General features: G+C 70.5%; 18 protein-coding genes and 1 tRNA gene. 12 read left to right on the top strand and 7 right to left on the bottom strand.

Annotated elements, in window-relative coordinates; translation table 11 throughout:
- The first annotated feature begins 104 nt into the window (after positions 1-104).
- The 7 genes from E7742_RS07200 (at position 105) to E7742_RS07170 (ending at position 6152) form a co-directional block, all read left to right on the top strand.
- Entirely contained in the window at positions 105-788 is a 684-nt protein-coding gene (locus tag E7742_RS07200; RefSeq protein WP_137798329.1) for a biliverdin-producing heme oxygenase, read from the top strand.
- On the top strand, positions 785-1801 hold the full coding sequence (locus E7742_RS07195; RefSeq protein WP_137798328.1) for a heme/hemin ABC transporter substrate-binding protein: 1017 nt from the start codon (positions 785-787) through the stop codon (positions 1799-1801). Before E7742_RS07200 ends, E7742_RS07195 begins: the two co-directional genes overlap by 4 nt.
- Positions 1798-2856: a FecCD family ABC transporter permease gene (locus tag E7742_RS07190; protein WP_137798327.1), complete on the top strand. Its 1059-nt coding sequence runs from the start codon at positions 1798-1800 to the stop codon at positions 2854-2856. Before E7742_RS07195 ends, E7742_RS07190 begins: the two co-directional genes overlap by 4 nt.
- The gene (locus E7742_RS07185; RefSeq protein ID WP_137798326.1) at positions 2856-3722 is read left to right on the top strand and encodes a heme ABC transporter ATP-binding protein; all 867 of its coding nucleotides are present in this window, start codon (positions 2856-2858) and stop codon (positions 3720-3722) included. Before E7742_RS07190 ends, E7742_RS07185 begins: the two co-directional genes overlap by 1 nt.
- Before the next feature lie 102 nt (positions 3723-3824).
- A complete protein-coding gene (locus E7742_RS07180) occupies positions 3825-4826 on the top strand; it encodes a hypothetical protein (protein WP_137798325.1) in 1002 nt (333 codons plus the stop codon).
- Between the two features lie 7 nt (positions 4827-4833).
- Positions 4834-5073 carry a DUF5703 family protein gene (locus E7742_RS07175; RefSeq protein ID WP_137798324.1) on the top strand — a complete coding sequence of 80 codons (240 nt, stop codon included), beginning with the start codon at positions 4834-4836 and terminating at the stop codon, positions 5071-5073.
- An 8-nt stretch (positions 5074-5081) separates the two neighbouring features.
- The gene (locus E7742_RS07170) at positions 5082-6152 is read left to right on the top strand and encodes a quinone-dependent dihydroorotate dehydrogenase (protein WP_137798323.1); all 1071 of its coding nucleotides are present in this window, start codon (positions 5082-5084) and stop codon (positions 6150-6152) included.
- A gap of 181 nt (positions 6153-6333) precedes the next feature.
- Here the strand turns inward: E7742_RS07170 and E7742_RS07165 are convergent, their stop codons facing one another.
- Positions 6334-6864 carry a YbhB/YbcL family Raf kinase inhibitor-like protein gene (locus E7742_RS07165; RefSeq protein ID WP_137798322.1) on the bottom strand — a complete coding sequence of 177 codons (531 nt, stop codon included), beginning with the start codon at positions 6862-6864 and terminating at the stop codon, positions 6334-6336.
- An 18-nt stretch (positions 6865-6882) separates the two neighbouring features.
- Positions 6883-8247 carry a M20/M25/M40 family metallo-hydrolase gene (locus tag E7742_RS07160; RefSeq protein ID WP_217497521.1) on the bottom strand — a complete coding sequence of 455 codons (1365 nt, stop codon included), beginning with the start codon at positions 8245-8247 and terminating at the stop codon, positions 6883-6885.
- Between the two features lie 187 nt (positions 8248-8434).
- Here E7742_RS07160 and E7742_RS07155 point away from each other — a divergent pair.
- Positions 8435-8520, top strand: a tRNA-Leu gene (locus E7742_RS07155).
- A gap of 88 nt (positions 8521-8608) precedes the next feature.
- Here E7742_RS07155 and E7742_RS07150 read toward each other — a convergent pair.
- Complete coding sequence (locus E7742_RS07150) at positions 8609-9829, bottom strand: S8 family peptidase (protein ID WP_137798321.1); 1221 nt, start codon at positions 9827-9829, stop codon at positions 8609-8611.
- 219 nt (positions 9830-10048) lie between these two features.
- Between E7742_RS07150 and E7742_RS07145 the strand changes: the two genes are divergently transcribed.
- The 4 genes from E7742_RS07145 to E7742_RS07130 all read left to right on the top strand — a co-directional run bounded on the left by E7742_RS07145 (position 10049) and on the right by E7742_RS07130 (position 13689).
- Complete coding sequence (locus tag E7742_RS07145) at positions 10049-11491, top strand: SDR family NAD(P)-dependent oxidoreductase (RefSeq protein WP_441346883.1); 1443 nt, start codon at positions 10049-10051, stop codon at positions 11489-11491.
- Positions 11492-11584: 93 nt separating this feature from the next.
- Entirely contained in the window at positions 11585-11980 is a 396-nt protein-coding gene (locus E7742_RS07140; protein ID WP_137798319.1) for a universal stress protein, read from the top strand.
- A 44-nt stretch (positions 11981-12024) separates the two neighbouring features.
- Positions 12025-12399 carry a DUF2784 domain-containing protein gene (locus E7742_RS07135; protein ID WP_137801078.1) on the top strand — a complete coding sequence of 125 codons (375 nt, stop codon included), beginning with the start codon at positions 12025-12027 and terminating at the stop codon, positions 12397-12399.
- 42 nt (positions 12400-12441) lie between these two features.
- On the top strand, positions 12442-13689 hold the full coding sequence (locus E7742_RS07130; RefSeq protein ID WP_137798318.1) for a saccharopine dehydrogenase family protein: 1248 nt from the start codon (positions 12442-12444) through the stop codon (positions 13687-13689).
- Positions 13690-13696: 7 nt separating this feature from the next.
- Here the strand turns inward: E7742_RS07130 and E7742_RS07125 are convergent, their stop codons facing one another.
- The 4 genes from E7742_RS07125 to E7742_RS07110 form a co-directional block, all read right to left on the bottom strand.
- Positions 13697-14572 (bottom strand): class II glutamine amidotransferase, encoded by an 876-nt coding sequence (locus E7742_RS07125; RefSeq protein WP_137798317.1) that lies wholly within the window; start codon positions 14570-14572, stop codon positions 13697-13699.
- Between the two features lie 79 nt (positions 14573-14651).
- The gene (locus E7742_RS07120) at positions 14652-15200 is read right to left on the bottom strand and encodes a mycothiol transferase (RefSeq protein WP_137798316.1); all 549 of its coding nucleotides are present in this window, start codon (positions 15198-15200) and stop codon (positions 14652-14654) included.
- 58 nt (positions 15201-15258) lie between these two features.
- Positions 15259-15588 (bottom strand): DMT family transporter, encoded by a 330-nt coding sequence (locus E7742_RS07115; protein ID WP_137798315.1) that lies wholly within the window; start codon positions 15586-15588, stop codon positions 15259-15261.
- Positions 15585-15956 carry a DMT family transporter gene (locus tag E7742_RS07110; protein ID WP_137798314.1) on the bottom strand — a complete coding sequence of 124 codons (372 nt, stop codon included), beginning with the start codon at positions 15954-15956 and terminating at the stop codon, positions 15585-15587. The genes E7742_RS07115 and E7742_RS07110 overlap by 4 nt, the downstream gene beginning before the upstream one ends.
- Positions 15957-16095: the final 139 nt, after the last annotated feature.

Below are 16095 nucleotides of genomic sequence, written 5' to 3'. Positions count from 1 at the left end.
CCAACTTTCGATTGATTCGCGATGGTTAGCGATGACAACGATACGGAGGGTAGGCTAACCTCCCATCCATCGTGTTTGACACAGGTCGACGTGGAGGAGATCACATGGACGTGCTCGACCAGGGAGCCGAGGTGGGCGAGGCCGCCGGCTTCGCCGAGCGCATCAAGGCCGAGACCGACGCGGCGCATCGCGCCACCGAGCAGTCCCGCTTCGTCGGCGACCTCCTGGCCGGCAAGCTCACCTCGGCGGGGTACGCCGCCCTGCTGGCGCAGACCTACTTCGTCTACGAGACGCTCGAACGTGCCGCCGAGGTGCACGCCAACGACCCCCTGGCGGCACCGTTCATCGCTCCCGAGCTGATCCGGCTGCCCTCGCTGGCCGCGGACCTCCAGTTCCTGCTCGGCGAGCAGTGGCGGGCGCAGCTGTCCGCCACCCCGGCGACCGCGCGTTACGTCGCGCGCCTCGAGGAGGTCGCCTTCACGTCACCGGCCGCCTTCGTCGCCCACCACTACCTGCGCTACCTCGGTGACCTGTCCGGCGGCCAGATCATCCGCCGGATGCTCGAACGCGCGTACGGCTACGACGTCGACGGCCTGCGGTTCTACATCTTCGACGAGATCGCCAAACCCAAGGTCTTCAAGGACGAGTACCGCGCCAAGCTCGACGCGGCCCCCCTCACCGCCGACGAGCAGGCCCGCTTCATCGACGAGGTCAACCTCGCCTACGGTCTCAATGGTGCCCTCTTCGCCGACCTCGAAGCCGACATCGATCGCTACCTCGTGAAATGAGACCGTTCTCCCGACTCGTCGTCGTACTCGCCGCCATCGCGTCCGTCGTGGTGGTGGCCGGGTGCGCGTCGGTCACCACCGGCGACACCGACCAGCGCGGCCGGACCACGGCGGTGGTCGCGAACCCGGACCCCCGGCCGGTGGCGAGCGACCCGGTGCCGCAACTGCCCACGACGGTGCGCAGCTTCGACGGCGCCGACGTCACGGTGACCGACGCGAGTCGCATCGTCACCGCCGACCGGTACGGCACGCTCACCCAGACCGTCTTCGCGCTCGGGCTCGGCGGCAACGTCGTCGGGCGCGACACGGCATCCGCGTTCCCGGCGGCGAAGGACGTCCCGAACATCACTCCGGGCGGGCAGTCGCTCAACGCCGAGGCGATCCTCGACCTCGCCCCGACCGTCGTGCTGACGGACACCAGCATCGGCCCCAAGGCGGTCCAGGACCAGTTGCGCGCGGCCGGCGTCCCGGTCGTCTTCTTCGATCCGGCGCGCACCCTCGACGGCGTGAGCGAGCAGATCCGCTCGGTGGCGCAGGCGCTGGGCGTGCCCGCGCAGGGGGATGCCCTGGCGGCCCGCACCGAGCAGGAGATCGCCGACGCCGAAGCCTCCGTGCCGGCCGACGCCGAGCCGTTGAAGATCGCCTTCCTCTACATGCGCGGCCCCGCGCTCACGATGTTGGCGGGCCCCGGATCCGGCGCCGATTCCCTGATCGAGACCCTCGGTGCAACCGACGCCGGTACCGCGTCGGGCCTGACACGCGAGTTCGTGCCCATCACGAGCGAGGCGATGATCGCAGCCGCGCCGGACGTGATCCTGATGATGAGCGGCGGTCTCGAATCGATCGGGGGCGTCGCCGGGCTCGAGAAGGTGCCGGGCATCGCGCAGACGCCCGCCGGGAAGAACGAACGAGTGGTCGACATGTCCGATACCGTCCTGCTGAGTTTCGGACCGAACACCGGCGAGGTTCTCGCCGCGCTGTCCGACGCGATCTACCGTCCCGCCGGCGAATGAGCGCAGTCGTCACCGCCCGCCCACGGCTGCGTGCCGGGACGGTCCTCACGGGGCTGCTGATCCTCGTGGCCGTCCTCGCGCTGACGTCGGCGTGCATCGGTCAGGTCCCCACCAGCCCGATGGAAGTACTGGGCAGCATCCTGCACCGCACGGGGCTCGACATCGGACCGCTGCCGTCGCATCCCAGCGGCGAGGTCACGCTGTGGCAGGTGCGGTTCCCGCGGGTGCTGCTGGCCCTGCTCGTCGGTGCCGCGCTCGGCTGCGCGGGCGCGTTGCTGCAGGGCGTGTTCTCCAACCCCCTCGCCGAGCCGGGCGTCATCGGCGTGTCCGCGGGCGCCGCGGTGGGCGCCAGTGCCGCGATCGTCGTCGGTGGCGCGTTCAGCGCCGGCCCGGTGGTCGCCGCGGCAGCGTTCGTGGCGGGCCTGATCACCACCACGCTCGTGTACCTGCTCGCCCGTGCCGAGGGGCGCACCGAGGTGGTGACACTCGTGCTGACCGGAGTGGCGATCAACGCGTTCGCCGGCGGCCTCATCGCCTTCTTCACGTTCGTGGCCAGCCCCGCGGCCCGCGACCAGATCGTCTTCTGGCAACTGGGCAGCCTCAACGGCGCGACTTGGAACGCGGTGGCGATCGTGGCGCCGATGGCGGTCGCCGGCATCGCGGTCTCCATGGTCCTCGCCGCCAAGTTGGACCTGCTCGCGCTCGGCGAGAGCGCGGCCCGGCACCTCGGCGTGGACGTCGAGAAACTGCGGCTGGTCGTGATCGTCGTCGTCGCCGTCCTGGTGTCGTCCAGCGTCGCGTTCACCGGCATCATCCTGTTCGTGGGTCTGGTGGTGCCGCACGTGATGCGGATGCTCGTGGGGCCCGGACACCGCCTCCTGCTGCCGGCCAGCGCGCTCGGCGGCGCCATCGTCCTCGTCGCCGCGGACCTCGGCGCGCGCACGCTGGTGCCGAACGCCGATCTGCCGCTGGGCATGCTCACCTCCCTCGTCGGTGGTCCGTTCTTCTTCTGGCTGCTGCGCCGCACTCGATCCCGACAGGGCGGGTGGGCGTGATGGCCTCGCTCCTCGACTACTCCCGCAATCTGCTCGGGCGTACCGACGACGTCCCGGAACCGACCGAGCGCGGCGCGGTGACGCTGCGCGCCACCGGGATCGACGTCGCGCGTGGTGGCCGCACCGTCCTCGCGGGTGTCGACGTCGACGTCCGCGCCGGCGAGGTGCTGGCGCTCGTCGGCCCCAACGGCGCGGGCAAGTCCACGCTGTTGGCCGCGCTGGCCGGTGACCAGCCGGTCTCGTCCGGCACGGTCGAACTCGACGGGCGACCGCTCGCCCAGTGGACGCCCGCGCAGATGTCGCGCCGCCGCGCGGTGCTGCCGCAGCAGCACACTGTCGGGTTCTCCTTCACGACCCGCGAGGTGGTGCGGATGGGCCGGGCGCCGTGGCAGCGGACCGCACTCGCGTCCGAGGACGAGCAGCGAATCGACGAATGCCTGGACATCTGCGACGTCCGGCACCTGGCCGATCGGCCGTTCAGCGTGCTCTCGGGTGGTGAGCGTGCCCGCGTGGCGCTCGCTCGGGTGCTGGCGCAGTCGACCGAGACCATCCTGCTGGACGAACCGACCGCGGCGCTGGACCTCGGACACCAGGAGGACGTCATGCAGGTCGCCCGCGATCGGGCGCGTGCCGGGGCCGCGGTCGTCGTTGTGCTTCACGATCTGGGGTTGGCGGCCGCGTACGCCGATCGCATCTGCATCCTCGAGAGCGGTCGCGCCGTCGCGGAGGGCGCCCCCACCGACGTGCTCACCGAGGAGCTGCTCACCCGCGTGTACGGCCATCCCGTCGAGGTGTTCGCGCACCCGCGGTCCGGGGCCACCCTGGTCCTGCCCCGCCGCGACGGCCCCGCGCCGGCGCCGCGCTGAGTGTCGCGCTGCTCACGAGCGGGGTGAGTCGAATTCAGCTCGCCGCGGTCGATCATGGATGCTAGAGGGCAGTCGACTGCACCACCTTCGAGGAGCACACCCATGCGAGTACCCGCACCGCGCATCACCGCCACCGCGATCGGGGCGGCAATGCTGCTGCTGGCAGGGTGCTCCTCCGAAAAGGACGGCGACGACCTCCAGACGATCGAGCCCGCGACCGCGGCCGTCTCCCCCGCCACCGCGACACCGGCCGGGACCGTCCAGAATCTCGGACGCTCGATCGACGCCCTCGCCTTCGACCCCGCCACCGGGACCACGGCGATCCTCGCGGACGGCGGCACGCGGCTGTTGCTGCAACGGGAGGGCGGCGCCGAACCTCGCGACGTCGCGCTCGACGGGAAGGCGGCGCAGGTTGCGCTCGCCCCCGAGGGCCGGGTGCTCCTCCCGATGGACGGGCGCGTCCAGATCGTCGACACCGCCACCGGTGAGAAGTCGTCGATCACCGTCGACGGTGAGGCCCGGTCCGCGCTGTTCCTGGCCGACGGCAACCTCGCGGTGGGCCTCGCGAACGGCCGCATCCTGGTGGTCGACGCGTCGGGTGCGGTGTCCGAGACGATCTCCGGGCTCGCGTCCGTCGACGCGCTGGCACTGACGAAGGGCGATCTCAGTGCCCTCGACCGCCGTCAGACCTCGCTCACCGAAGTGGAGGTCGACGACGACTCTCTCGGCATGGCGCTGCGCGCGGGCGAGGGTGCCACCCAACTGGTGACCGACCCGCACGGCCGGATCCTCGTCACCGACACCGGCGGCGACGAACTGCTGGTCTTCACCACCGACCCGCTGCTGATGCGGCAGCGGTTCCCCGTGCCGGACGCGCCGTACGGCGTCGCGTACGACGATCGCACCGACCTGGTGTGGGTCACGGTGAGCGGCACCAACACCGTCGTCGGCTACGACATCTCCACCGGAATCCCCGTCGAGAAGTCCCGCTTCGGCACGGTCCGCCAGCCCAACTCGGTGACGGTGGACACCGCCTCCGGAACGCTGCTGGTCGGCTCGGCGAGCGGCGACGGTCTGCAGCGGATCCCGTTGGCGGCCGGGTGATCTCGCGATGTCTTCACGCTTTCGGGGGATGCCCCGCGAATGGGAGACCGACTCGGACGAGTTCGAGTACATCCCGCTGCGCCTGCCGCGCGACGTCACCCGCGTGAGCGCGTCGATGCGTCTGGCCCTGCAGGCCGAGTTCGGCGGCTGGGAGTTGTCCCGTGTGCGCCTCTACACCGACGGCAGCCGACGGATCCTGCTGCGCCGCCGCAAGACCACCCACCACGTTCCGGCACCTGGAATCTAGGGAGATTCGTGTACTACCTGCTTCTGCGTCTGATGTTCCGCCTCCCGCCGGAACGCGCCCACCACCTGGCCTTCGCCGCGATGCGGCTCGTCACCCGCTTCGCGCCGCTGCGTGCACTGGTGGCCAAGGTGCTCGTCGTCGACGACCCGGCACTGCGCACCCGGGCGTTCGGGGTGGACTTCCCCGCACCGGTCGGCCTCGCCGCCGGGTTCGACAAGGACGCCACGGGCGTGGACACGTGGGGCCCCATGGGCTTCGGGTTCGCCGAGGTCGGCACCGTCACCGCGCAGGCGCAGCCGGGCAACCCCGCCCCGCGCCTGTTCCGGCTCCCGGACGACCGCGCGCTGGTGAACCGCATGGGATTCAACAACCACGGTGCCGGCAACGCCGCGAACCACCTCCGACACCGGCGCGGTGACGTGCCGATCGGCGCGAACATCGGCAAGACCAAGGTCGTCCCGGCCGAGGAAGCGGCGGACGACTACACCGCGAGCGCACGCCTGCTCGGGCCGCTGGCGGACTTCCTGGTCGTGAACGTCAGCTCCCCCAACACCCCGGGCCTGCGCGACCTGCAGGCCGTCGAGTCGCTGCGCCCGCTGCTGCAGGCCGTGCTCGACACGGTCCACATCCCGGTTCTGGTGAAGATCGCCCCGGACCTGTCGGACGAGGACGTCGACGCCGTCGCGGACCTCGCGGTGGAACTGGGCCTGGCCGGCATCGTCGCCACCAACACCACGATCGCGCGCAGCGGATTGCGGACCCCCCGGTCACGGATCGACGAGATCGGTGCGGGTGGACTGTCCGGTGCCCCGGTCGCGGCGCGCTCGCTCGAGGTGCTCCGGCGGCTGCACGCACGCGTGGGCGACAAGCTCACGCTGATCTCGGTGGGCGGCATCGAGACCGTCGACCAGGCGTGGGAGCGCATCCTCGCCGGCGCGACGCTGGTGCAGGGCTACACGGGCTTCATCTACGGTGGACCGTTCTACGCCCGCTCGCTACACAAAGGACTGGCCCGCAAGGTCCGCGAGGCGGGCTTCCGGTCGATCACCGACGCCATCGGCGCGGGAGCTCGCGCGTAGCCCGTCTCCGACGAAAACGGCCCGCCACGACACTCGTGGCGGGCCGTCGACGTGTCTGCGCCCGGCTTCTCGCCTCCCCGATCAGCGTTGTCGACCCGCCACCGCGGGCTGTTGCTGCGGCCGCCACTCGGGCGATGGCGCAGTAACAGCCCGCAGCGTCGGATCCCGACCTTCCGGCCGCCTACTTCTGCTCGTAGGTGCCGGTGATCACGGCGCGGGCGATCGCGTGCGAGAAGAGGTTGAAGCCCAGGAACGCCGGCGTCGAGTCCGGCGTCACGTCGAGGTGGTCGACGTCGACGGCGTGCACGGCGATCATGTAGCGGTGCGGACCGTGGTCCTTGGGCGGCGCCGCGCCGAGGAAGCGTGCGAGCCCACCGTCGTTCTTCAGCGTGACGGCACCGGTCGGCAGGCCCGAGCCCGTGTCGTCACCGGCCCCTGCGACGAGGGACGTCGTCGAGGCGGGAATGTTCGCGACGGCCCAGTGCCAGAAGCCGGCGGCGGTCGGCGCGTCGGGGTCGTACATGGTCACGGCGAAGCTCTTGGTCTCGGGCGGGAAGCCGGACCACGACAGTTGGGGCGAGATGTCGTGGCCGCCGGCCCCGAAGATCCCGCTGACCTGTTCCTTCTTCAGCGGAGCCCCGTCCGACACGTCCTCGGAGGTGAGGTTGAAGGTGGGCAGCTCGGGCAGCTCGTCGTACGGATTGTGCGCCATGGAGGTCCTCTCTCGCGATCAGCTGTGTAGCAGGAAGTGTTCCATCACTCGGGTACCGAAGTGCAACGCGTCCACGGGTACCCGCTCGTCGACGCCGTGGAAGAGGGCGGCGAAGTCCAACTCCGGCGGCAACCGCAGCGGCGCGAAGCCGAAGCACCGAATTCCCAGCCGCGCGAACGCTTTTGCGTCGGTGCCGGCGGACAGCATGTACGGCACGGTGCGGCCGTTCGGGTCGTGCGCCAGGATCGCGTCGTTCATCGCGTCGACGAGATCGCCGTCGAACGTGGTCTCGTACGAATCGAGTTTGGTGATCCACTCGCGGGTCACGTGCGGTCCAATCAGCGCGTCGACCTCGCGCTCGAACGCGGCCTGCCGCCCCGGGAGTACGCGGCAGTCGAAGACGGCCTCGGCGGTCTGCGGAATCACGTTCGCCTTGTAACCGGCCTTGAGCATCGTGGGATTCGCGGTGTCGCGCAACGTCGCCCCGATGATCCGTGCGATCGAGCCCAGCTTGGCGAGCGTGCCGTCGATGTCCGGGGAGGCCGGATCGAACTCGATCCCGGTCTCCTCGGCGAGCACCGTGAGGAACTCGGCCACCGAGTCCGACATCACCAGCGGGAAGGTGTGGTTGCCCAGGCGGGACACGGCGTCCGCGAGGATCGTGACCGCATTGTCCTCGTGCAGGAACGATCCGTGCCCCGCGGTGGCCTTGGCGGTCAACCGCATCCAGCCCAGGCCCTTCTCGGCCGTCTCCACGAGATACAGGCGCTTGTCGGTGCCGTCCGCGCGCGGGATGGTCAACGAGAAACCGCCCACCTCGCCGACGGCCTCGGTGACGCCGTCGAAGAGTTCGGGGCGGTGGTCGACGAGCCACTGGCAGCCGTACTTGCCGCCGGCTTCCTCGTCGGCCACGAACGCGAACAGGATGTCGCGCGGCGGCACCGTACCCTCGGCCTTGAACTGGCGGGCGAGCGCCAGCATCATGCCGCACATGTCCTTCATGTCGACGGCGCCGCGCCCCCACACGTAGCCGTCCTCGACCGCTCCCGAGAACGGGTGCACACTCCAGTCCGCCGGTTCGGCCGGCACGACGTCGAGGTGGCCGTGCATCAGAAGCGTTCCGCGGTTCGGGTCCGCGCCCCGCAGCCGAGCGAAGACGTTGCCCCGGCCCGGCGCTCCCGATTCGACGTACTCGGTCCGGTAGCCGACCTCCTCGAGCTTCTCCTGCACCCACAGGGCGCAGTCCCGCTCCCCCTTGGTGGTCTCGAGTTCGCCGGTGTTGGACGTGTCGAACCGGATCAGCGCGCTGACGAGGTCGACGACCTCGATCTCGGCGCGTCCGGCGGGCCGCGGTGCGGACACTGCTTCGTCATGTGATGCCACCCCACTTTCCTACCACCGCAGCGCGCCCGGCACGCGCTGCGACAGGCGTCCGGTTTCGGCTCCAAAACCTGGCTTGACCAGCCGATTTTGGACCTGGCGCAATATCGGATAATCTTTCCTGGCACCCGGAGAGCGGGGGCAGACGAAAAACAACTGAAGGCCTCGCGAACAGGCGAGAAAACAACGAGTCCGAGTGGCGGAATGGCAGACGCGCTAGCTTGAGGTGCTAGTGTCCTATTAACGGACGTGGGGGTTCAAGTCCCCCCTCGGACACTCTGAGTTGAGACAGACGAGAAGATCCCCGGTTCCTTCGAGCCGGGGATCTTCTCGTTTCCGTACTGTCCGCCCTCACTGTCCGCCCTCAGTGCCGCATCGCCTCCGTCCGTAGGCCCGCGCGATCGGCCCGCGCCAGTTCCCGCACCGCGAGATCCTTCGCGCACACGAGCAGCGATCCCAGCGCACTCACTCGCGGAAACGTCAGTTCGGTGTGATTGACGTTGTCGTGGTCGTCGGCGCCGTCGAAGACGACGGTCGACCCGCGCGTGAGCCACCGCTTGACGTCCGTCACCGTGGGCAGCCGGCCCACCGTCCGCAGATGGAACGACTGCAGCAGCGCCACCACACCGAGCACCACCGGCGTGGCCTGGCTCGCCCCGTACTGGATCGACTCGCCGGTGTCGTTGAGGATCCCGGACGAGGTGATGGGCGCGCCCGGTGCGAACGCGTCCGTCGCGCACGGGCCACCGACGGTACGGTGCAGCCGCTGGGTGAACGGCGTGAGCCGGTCCGAGTCCGAGGCGAACGCCTTCGCGCCGTCCCGGTACCGGAAGCTCCCCTCGTCGGCGTCGTACACGGCGCCGACGCTGATCGTCTGACGGAAGATAGCCGGATAGCACATCCCCTGCACACCGCCGTGGGCGTAGTAGTCGTTGCCGGCCGCGACGCAGCAGCACACCCCCTCGTCGGTGAGCTCCTGCAGGAGGGCACCGATCACGTCACCGGGCATGTCCGTGTCCGTGCTCCGGTTGTCCGCGGCGCCGGTGGCCAGGCACAGCGCCGAGACGCCCAGCGCCGCCCGCCGGTCGAGCACCCAGTCGAGCGCGTCACGGATGTCCTCGAACCGTCCCGTCCCGTCGTTCGCGAGCACCTTCAGCGGCACGACCCGCGTGTTCGGGGCGACGCCGGTGTGGATCCGGCCGGCGGCGGCGATGCCCGCCACGCTGGTGCCGTGCCCGTGGCCGTCGGCGACCTCCGCGGGGTCACCTCCGTAGTCGGCGGTGAAGTTCCGGCCGGGCAGCACCCGGCCGGCGAAATCCACGTGTGTGGTCCGCAGCCCGGTGTCGAGGACCGCGACGGTCACTCCCGACCCCGACACGTTGAAGTCCCGGCGCGCCTGCGGCGCCCGGACCAACAGGTCGACCTCGGTCAGCTCCGGCAGGAACGGGCCCTCCTTCTGCAACGGGGGCTCCACCGGTACCACCGATTCCGCGTGCAACGTCTCGAAGGTGCCGACAGTGCTCGCTCCGTACACACCCGCGCCGTCGGACCCGGGATGCCCGGAGAACCCCTTCGACTGGTTCATCGTTCTCACCCTCCTCGAGTGTCGAGTCTCGAGCGGGGAACGGCCCCGGGGGCGCTCCCCCTGGTAGTTCAAATGCTCCTCCGGTGACAGCTTCGTGTCACCAGGGCGCCGCCGGTAAGTGCGGCCCGGGACCCCCGGTAGACTCGTGCGTCGGCCCGCCACCGCCGGGTCGCATTCCGCACGAGATCAGGACTGAGTTACCCACCGATGGCACAACCGATGACGGGCATCGACCCCGCCGACCTGGACGTCTGCCTGCGGGTGCTGTCGGAGGCATCCTTGCTCGACGCCGACCACCCGGATTCCGTTGCGGTGCAACGGGCCGTCGGCAGCATGTTCAAGAAGCTCAAGCGGTTGCGCCGCAGGCAGGCGCGGGACGCGATCTCGGCCGCCGACCGCACGGTCGTCGCCGCCACCGCGACCGGGTCCCCGGATCGCATCGACGACGAGACCGCCGGCATTCCTCTCACCTCGAACGCCGCCGGCGCCACCGCGGGCACGCTCATCCGGCCGCGGCCCTGCTACATCTGCAAGCAGCGGTACACCCAGGTGGACGCGTTCTACCACCAGCTGTGCCCCACGTGCGCGGCGAGCAGCCACGCCAAGCGGGATCAGCGCACCGACCTCACCGGCCGGCGCGCACTGCTGACCGGTGGCCGCGCCAAGATCGGGATGTACATCGCGCTGCGGCTGCTGCGCGACGGCGCCCACCTGACGATCACCACGCGGTTCCCGAACGATGCGATCCGCCGCTTCACAGCGATGGACGACAGCGCCGACTGGATCCATCGCCTGCGGGTGGTGGGCATCGACCTGCGCGATCCCGCACAGGTGGTTGCCCTTGCCGATTCCGTTGCCGCGCAAGGCCCGTTGGACATCCTCATCAACAACGCCGCGCAGACGGTCCGTCGCTCCCCCGGCGCGTACAGCGCGCTGGCCGAGGCCGAGTCCGGTCCGCTGCCTGCCGGCGAGCTGCCCGACGTGGTGACGTTCGGCAAGACCAGCGAGGCGCACCCCGCGGCCCTCGCGGGCTCGCTGTCGACGGCGACGCTCGCGGCGTCGGCCAACCTCTCGGCCGACGAGGTCAGCTCGCTCGCGCTGGTCGCCGGATCGGCCACCCCGGCGCGGATCGAGCAGGGCGTCGCGATCGACGCGGGTGGACTGCTTCCCGACCTGGCACATACCAACAGCTGGGTGCAGACCGTCGACGAGGTGGACCCGATCGAGCTGCTCGAGGTCCAGTTGTGCAACTCCGTCGCGCCGTTCATCCTCGTCTCCCGGCTGCGTCCGGCCATGGCCGCGGCGCCGGCGCGACGCAAGTACGTGGTGAACGTCTCGGCGATGGAGGGCCAGTTCGGCCGGGCCTACAAGGGGGCGGGACACCCGCACACCAACATGGCGAAGGCCGCGTTGAACATGCTCACCCGGACCAGCGCCGCGGAGATGCTCGACGACGGGATCCTCATGACCGCGGTGGACACCGGCTGGATCACCGACGAGCGGCCGCACTACACGAAGCTGCGGTTGGCGGAGGAGGGTTTCCACGCCCCGCTCGACCTGGTGGACGGGGCGGCCCGGGTGTACGACCCGATCGTGCAGGGCGAGCAGGGCGTCGACCTCCACGGCTGTTTCCTCAAGGACTTCGTGCCGTCGCCCTGGTAGCCGACGGAGGAGCGACGTGTGCCACACCCGGTTTCGTGTGCGGACCGGGGATACTGGACCCACGCATCCGACGTCGATCTACCGGGAGGCTTCATGGCCATCGCCGTGGCATTCAGCGACAGTCCGGAAGGGCGGTTCGCGGTGGCGCACGCCGCGCAGGAGGCGATGCGACGGCGCGAGCAACTCCTCGTTCTCCAGATCGTCGACGACGCGTCGTCGACGGCCGAGATCGACGCGCTCCGCGGCGTGGTGCAGGCGGCTCTCGACGCCGGCAAGGTCGGCGAGTCGCCGTGGGAGTTGCGGGTCGCCGAGCACAGCGGGGATCGCGTCGGTGCTCTGGTCGAGCTGATCGCGGAGTGCGGCGCGGGGTTGGTGGTGGTCGGCAGCCGGCGGATGAAGCCCATCGGGAAGTTCCTGCTCGACCGATCGCTCCAACGGCTGCTGATCGAGGTGGACGTACCGGTCCTGGTGGTCAAGGAACCGCAGTAGCCTGAAGGCGAAGTGCTCACGTCCCTGCGGCGGGAGGTCTCGTGGTGCCGTATCGGGTCCTTGCGGATGCCACCGTGGTCGTCCATCTGCTGTTCCTCGGTTACGTCGTGGCCGGCGGATTCCTGGCGTGGCGTAGGCGGCGCACGATCTGGTTGCACGCCGCCGCCGTCGCGTGGGGTTTCGGCACGGTCCTGATCGGGATCGACTGTCCGCTCACGCACCTCGAGAACTGGGCGCGCGAGCGCGGCGGTGAGCCGCAGTTGCCGTCGAGCGGGTTCATCGCGCACTACCTCACGGGTGTGGTGTATCCCGAGCACGCCGTCGATCTGGTGCGCGCCGTCGTGGCCGCGGTGGTGGTGGCGTCCTGGGTCGGATACGCACTGCTCCGCCGCCGCGACCGGCGCCGCCTCGTCGTGTGACACCTGTCGCACTTTTCCTTACCCGCAAGTAGGGTCGGATCCATGACCACACGCACCCGGGACCTCGACGTCGTCGTCTACGGCGCGACGGGCTTCGTCGGCAAGCTCGTCGCCGAATACCTCGCGCGCAACGCGCCGGCCGATACGCGCATCGGCCTCGCCGGGCGGTCGGTCGACCGCCTCGAGAAGACACGGCGGGCCCTCGGGCCCGCGGCCGCGGAGTGGCCGCTGCTGCGGGTCGATGCCACCGACGAGGCGTCGCTGGCCGAGCTCGCCGCCACCACCCACGTCGTCGCCACGACGGTCGGGCCGTACGCGAAGTACGGCCTGCCGCTCGTGCGTGCGTGCGCCGAGGCCGGCACCGACTACGTCGATCTGACGGGCGAGACCCCGTTCGCGCGCGAGAGCATCGATCGGTTCCACGAGACCGCCACCGCCAGTGGTGCGCGCATCGTGCACTCCTGTGGGTTCGACTCGATCCCGTCCGACCTCGGCGTTCACGCCCTGCACCGTCAGGTCCAGCAGGACGGCGCGGGTGAGCTCACCGACACGACGCTCGTCGTGACCTCGATGCGCGGCGGCGTCAGCGGCGGCACCGTCGACTCGCTGCGCACCCAGATCGACGTCACCAAGCGTGATGCGGCGCTGCGCCGCCTGACTGCCTCGCCGTACTCGCTCAGTCCTGATCGCGCGGCCGAACCCGACCTGGGTCGGCAGGCGGATCTGGCGCTCGCGCGCGGCCGGGACATCGCACCCGAACTCTCCGGTTGGAAGGCGCCGTTCTTCATGGGGCCGTACAACACCCGCGTGGTCCGTCGCAGCAACGCGCTCACCGGACACTCCTACGGCAAGCAGTTCCGGTACCGCGAGGTCATGAACGTGGGGTCGTCGCCGGTGTCGCCGGTGCTCGCCGGCGGGGTCGCGGTCGGGATGGGCGCGCTCGTGGCCGGGCTGGCGTTCCCACCGACGCGCTGGGTGCTGGACCGGGTGCTGCCCAAGCCCGGCCAGGGCCCGGGTGAGCAGTCCCGCACCAAGGGCCACTTCACGATCGACATCTACGGCCGGACGACGACGGGCGCCCGGTACACGGTCCGGTTCGCCGCGAAGGGGGATCCCGGATACGCTGCGACGGCAGTGATGTTCGGCGAGTCCGCGCTCGCCCTCGCGCTCGACCGCGACGCTCTGCCCGAGACGCCCGGCGGCGTCCTCACCCCGGCGACCGCGCTGGGCGACGTGCTGGTCGGCCGGCTCCGCGACGCCGGATTCGAGATCCGGGCACGACGGGCGTGAGGCGCCGCTAGCGGGGGCTCGGCGCCTGGGCGGCGGCCGCGTGGCCGGTCAGGTCGTCGAGCGTGAGTCGGTGCGCCGGCGCCCGGTCCAGGATCACGGTGCGCGACACCTCGAGCTTCGGCCCGACGTGCAGCAGTTCACCGGGGCACAGCGACTCCCAGGCCGGGTCCTCGTCCATCTGTTCGGTGGCGACCACGACGGCAGGCAGTGTCGCGAGCGCACCGGATCGGGCCCGCACCGTGCCCGCGGCGCTCGCGTGGTCCAGATGCCGGCGCCCGCCGGTCCCGCCGGGGTGGCGGAGCAACACCAGCAGGTCGTGCGTGTCGGGGTAGCGGAACGCCCACATCTCGTCGTCGCTGACCATGACGAAGTTGATGGCCAGCATGCGCAGGTTGTCGGCGATCCACCCGACCGCGGACGCGATGCCCGCCGCCACGTCGCCGTCGTGCTCGTCGATCCGGCGGGTGATCAACGCGAAGAAGCGCTCGGAGTCGGTGTCGCCGCGGACCAGATCGCGGTACGAGCCGAGTTCGTCCTCGAGGGCGGGCAGGTCCTCCACCACCCCGTTGTGGGCGAAGAGCCGCCCCTTCTGCTCGAACGGGTGGGTGTTGACCGCCACGGATTCCCCGGTCGTCGCGTAGCGGACGTGCGCCACGAACGTGCGCGATTCCCGGTCCTTGGCCTCGCGGGCGAACTGCGGGTCCTCGTACGCGGCCAGCGGCTGCTTCTCGACCCGCGGTGCCCCCTCCGGGTTGAAGGTCCCCAGTCCCGTGCCGTCGGGCATGCGGCGACTCTGCTCCGCGAGACTGTCCTCGGCCTCGAGCAGCCAGAACGTGGCGTGCACGCGGTGCGGCGCCGCGGACATTCCGAACAACCGACACATCGGCGTCCTCCTCGCGTCGAGAGGCGGTACTCGGACCAGTATGACCGCCCGCGCGGCGCCGCCGTGGCGGTTCGCGGCGTCAGAACTCCATGCCGGCGTCGGCGCCCATCTGCCGGGTGGTGTTCGCACCGTCCAGGGATTCGCGAATGATGTCCGCGTGACCCGAATGCTGGGCGGTCTCACGCAACAGGTGCAGCAGCACCCGGCGCGCCGACCACCACTGGCGTTCCGGCGCCCAGGGCGCGGTGGGCAGGGGAATCGGCAGGTCGAGGTCGTCGAGTTCGACCACCGCGGCGTCCGTGGCGGCGGCGGCCTCCGTGTACTCCGCGAGCAGTTGCGCGACGGTCGTGTCGTCCGCCATTCGGTACTGCTCCATCGCCGCCTCCATGTCGAACGTGGCGGTCTCGTCGCGCTCACGGAGGGTTCGTACCCAGTGCCGTTCGGTGTGCGCGAGATGAGTGAGGAGCCCGCCGAGCGTGAGTTCACTGACGGTGGTGCGCGCCCGCGCCTGTTCCTCGTCCAGCCCCCGCATCGTGATGAGGAAGTTGTGCCGTTGGTCTGCGAGCAGCGCCAGGATGTCGGCGCGTTCGCCGGTGCTGGCGGTGGCGGTGTGCTGGTGCTGGGTCATCGAATCGTCCTTCCGTCGGGTGATCTACGACAACGACGTTACGAACGATTGCGGACAACTACGGTCCTGATTGAGCACCGAGTTCGACGAGCAGCACTCCCCCGACGATGACGGCCACGCCGACGCCCATGAGGGCAGTGAACGGTTCCCGGAATACGATTCGGCTCAGGACGGCGGTCGCGGCGATGCCGACGGCGGACCAGACGCCGTACGCGACACCGATGCCGAGGCCGTGGGCCAGGGCGGCGGACAGGAGCGCGAAGGCGGCGACGTAGCCGAGACCGACCACGGCGTACCACCGTGGCCGGCCCAGTGCGGCGACCCTCAGCGACATCGTCGCGCCGATCTCCGACGCGATGGCCCCGAACAGGAACATCCAGGCCGTCATCGCGTGTACTCGTGTCGTCGCGGTTCGGGCTCCCGCGGACGAGCGCGGGCCGCCTGGGCACCGAGTTCGACGATCAGAACGCCGACGATGACGAGCACCAGGCCGGCGACCATCAGTGCCGTCAGCGGTTCACCGAAGAGCACCGCCGACAGCAGCGCGGTGGCCGCGACGCCGGTGGCGCCCCAGATCCCGTACGCCACCCCGAGCGCCATGCCCTGCCGCAGGACGAACGTGAGCAGCACGAACCCCGCGGCGTAACCGACGACCACGACCACGTACCACGCCGGGACGTCGAGTGCGGCCTTCAGCGACAGCGACGCGCTCACCTCCGCGACGATCGCGCCGGCGAGCAGCGTCCACTTCAGCACGGTCGGCCCGGCGAAATACGTTGCACGATCGCGGTTTCCGCATCTCCGAGCCACAGCGTCCCCCGCGGCACGCAACCATGGCCGCGTCTCCGGCCCGTCACCCACCCACCCGCGAGCGGGAACTCCCCGGCTGCCGCGA

The sequence above is a fragment of the Rhodococcus sp. SGAir0479 genome (assembly GCF_005484805.1).
Lineage (GTDB): Bacteria > Actinomycetota > Actinomycetes > Mycobacteriales > Mycobacteriaceae > Prescottella.
The sequence above is the reverse complement of the archived record's forward strand: the minus strand, read 5'-3'. Positions and strand labels throughout refer to the sequence as shown.

Coding starts and splice junctions, on each gene's coding strand:
- E7742_RS07130 (WP_137798318.1), top strand. CDS start 12,442: ATGACCACACGCACCCGGGACCTCGACGTCGTCGTCTACGGCGCGACG.
- E7742_RS07180 (WP_137798325.1), top strand. CDS start 3,825: ATGCGAGTACCCGCACCGCGCATCACCGCCACCGCGATCGGGGCGGCA.
- E7742_RS07120 (WP_137798316.1), bottom strand. CDS start 15,200: ATGACCCAGCACCAGCACACCGCCACCGCCAGCACCGGCGAACGCGCC.
- E7742_RS07185 (WP_137798326.1), top strand. CDS start 2,856: ATGGCCTCGCTCCTCGACTACTCCCGCAATCTGCTCGGGCGTACCGAC.
- E7742_RS07145 (WP_441346883.1), top strand. CDS start 10,049: ATGACGGGCATCGACCCCGCCGACCTGGACGTCTGCCTGCGGGTGCTG.
- E7742_RS07195 (WP_137798328.1), top strand. CDS start 785: ATGAGACCGTTCTCCCGACTCGTCGTCGTACTCGCCGCCATCGCGTCC.
- E7742_RS07140 (WP_137798319.1), top strand. CDS start 11,585: ATGGCCATCGCCGTGGCATTCAGCGACAGTCCGGAAGGGCGGTTCGCG.
- E7742_RS07165 (WP_137798322.1), bottom strand. CDS start 6,864: ATGGCGCACAATCCGTACGACGAGCTGCCCGAGCTGCCCACCTTCAAC.
- E7742_RS07150 (WP_137798321.1), bottom strand. CDS start 9,829: ATGAACCAGTCGAAGGGGTTCTCCGGGCATCCCGGGTCCGACGGCGCG.
- E7742_RS07200 (WP_137798329.1), top strand. CDS start 105: ATGGACGTGCTCGACCAGGGAGCCGAGGTGGGCGAGGCCGCCGGCTTC.
- E7742_RS07115 (WP_137798315.1), bottom strand. CDS start 15,588: ATGACGGCCTGGATGTTCCTGTTCGGGGCCATCGCGTCGGAGATCGGC.
- E7742_RS07190 (WP_137798327.1), top strand. CDS start 1,798: ATGAGCGCAGTCGTCACCGCCCGCCCACGGCTGCGTGCCGGGACGGTC.
- E7742_RS07175 (WP_137798324.1), top strand. CDS start 4,834: ATGTCTTCACGCTTTCGGGGGATGCCCCGCGAATGGGAGACCGACTCG.
- E7742_RS07125 (WP_137798317.1), bottom strand. CDS start 14,572: ATGTGTCGGTTGTTCGGAATGTCCGCGGCGCCGCACCGCGTGCACGCC.